The 2,720-nt window shown below is 45.3% G+C and carries 1 protein-coding gene; it reads right to left on the minus strand.

Features of this window, described 5'->3' with window-relative positions; all coding sequences use genetic code 11:
* Nucleotides 1-2,720 (minus strand): Ig-like domain-containing protein (locus AC4GL5_RS06005; protein WP_490381888.1); only part of this gene is annotated, 2,720 nt, incomplete at both ends.

Here is a 2,720-nt window from a genome sequence, read left to right on the forward strand (position 1 = left end):
ATTGCCTTGATCATCCGATGCAAATAGCTTCAGAGTGAAGGCACTATCGTTATCACCTGGGGTTGCTGGATCGTTATCCGTCTCATCCAGAATCGTAGTCGTTACTGTATCTGACGCATAACTGACAGCTTCATAAGCTGCTGCATCGCTGTAACTGCCAGCATTCAGAGAAACAACAAAGTCTTCATTGTTATCGGCAAGAGCGTCATCTACCGATGTAGCACTAAAGGCCTGACCCACGGTGACATTGGTATTGCCGTAGGTGTAATCAGTATCTTCCGCAGAGTCATTAGTGAAAGTTACATCCACAGTACCCTCTGGCTGGTCAGTCAGCAGGTCTCCGTTACCATCAACAGCTTTCACAACGTAATACGCTGTAGTATCACCGTTGGCACTGTCTTCATGGATTTCAGTCGCCGTGATCGGATCACCATGACTATCCAGCAAGACATTGCCTTGATCATCCGATGCAAATAGCTTCAGAGTGAAGGCACTATCGTTATCATTGGGAGTATCAGTTTCGGTTTCGTCTTTAATTGTGGTTGTTACACGAGCCGCATCATAACCAATACCTTCAAAATCATCGGCGTTGGTATAGGAACCATCATTAAGAGAGATCGTGAAAGTTTCACCGTTATCGGCCAATGCATCATCTTCAGCAGTAGCGGAAAATTTTTCATTTACAGCAACTGTTTTTGCCCCGGAACCTTGGCCAAAATCGCTGCCCCCCTGTGCAGTGGCATAATCTTCGTTTTCAGCACTATTGTTTTCAAATACGACTTCAATGTTGCCACCTGGCTGATCAGCCAGCGGGATTCCATCACTATCAACCGCTTTCACGATATAGTAAGCAGTGCTATCACCCTCAACAGAACCCGGCTCGCTGATTGTAGCAACGTCAACAGGATTACCATCACTATCCAGCATTATGTTGCCATCATTATCTGCAACAAACAGTTTAAAGCTGAACCCTTCTGTATCTATCTCCCGCTCAGCTTTTGCTGTAGCTGTTAAACCTGCATCATTTTTAATAGAGATACTGGCATCAATGTCATTGTCTGCCTGTAAATCAGAGGTATCAACATTGATGTTGTAGGTATTATCCGCTGTGACTTGACCCGTATAGTGATTGCCATTCACTGTCAATGTTACTGTATCCCCCTCACTGGCATCTCCACCAACAGTACCAGTAATGGTGGTGGTCGCCTCCTGAACTTCTTTTACATTCAAAAGGTCATCACCGGTGATAGGGTCAATAGTAATAGATACATCCAGTAAATCAGGTAGAGTTGTGATTTCAGCTTCAGGTGCAGCGAGATCAAGTGTTAATGTCGTTTCAGCCGTATCTCCATCAGTATCTGTTATCTGATAAGTAAACTGGTCAGCCGCAGTATTCACCTCTTCGTAACTGATACTTTTAATAAAGTAATCACTGCTGTCACCTGTGTTTATGGCCGGATTGTCATAGGCCGTTGCCGAGAAGACAATTGTGGAAAATGCACCACTACCAGACAATTCAATAACCGCTGTTCCCTGATGACCATTAGTGTAGTCAATAGTACTGTCGTCCAGAACACCATAGCCGACCAAATTGCCGTCGGCATCAAAAGCCTCCCAGCGACCACTTTCAATGTCACCAGCCTCACCACCATTATCATTTTTGTATAGATTGCTTAAAGAAACCGTAGCTTTCGTAATGGGGTTATCAAAGCTAACAGCCAATGATTCTGACTGGCCGGTTTCACCAGTTTCTGCGTTATAATCATAATTATGGTTAATCTGTTTCGAGACGTTACCATTCTGGGTTCCCGAAACACCAATACCATTACCTGCTTCGGAAACCGTATCATCGGCTTTAGTTAAATCCAGCTTGCCATCACTACCTTTATACTCAGTTCCAAAATCAAAGGCTTTTAGCGTCACGGTATCCCAATTACCGTCATCTACAGTTTTAGTGGTAGTCGGGTCGGTTACTTCATAATTGTACGAACCGTCTTGATAGAGCTTCAGCAGACCATTATCGCCAGCAATCTCAACGTACTGATTGCCGTCATCATCAATTTTGACATCATCATTGTTATCGAAGCGTACCTTAGTTTCACCAAAGCGCACTTCAGTCACTTGAGCTGTATCAGGTCCTTCGTCATCGGCCTTAAGATCTGCTAGGCTGCTGCCGCCTATTCCTGTCATTACATTACCGAATGCGAAGCCATTCAGGTCAGCATCCAGAGCAACGGTATCGGTATCTTCAAGCGCTATCGGCTCATCATCCAAGACACTAATAGCCTGCTCAGCGATATAGGTGTTACCGCCATCAATAGAAGCCGTGTACTCAAAACCAGCTCCTTCAAGTGCATCATCAGTTTCTCCACTGTGATCACCACTGACAGGCGGAGTATAGCTCCAAGAACCATTACCGTTGACTGTCAGATCACCACCATGCAGCGTTGTTACCGTATCGCCTGCATTGGCGGTCTGAGTATCACCGTTTACGTCAGTGTAGTTAAACGTCTCAATCTGAGGGTTTTCACCGAAATGGTTGCCATCAGCAAATACATTACCGGTTAGAGCATCTTCACCGCTGTCTTCTAGAACCTTTGAGGCACCGCCAAAACCGGTACCGTCCAAAGAAATATCACGGTCCGCTTCTGCTGTGGCTTTATTACCCGCCGCATCGGTTGCTGTTACCGAGGCATCAATAGAATTATCGGCTTCCAGAT

This window comes from Oceanospirillum sp., from assembly GCF_982874595.1.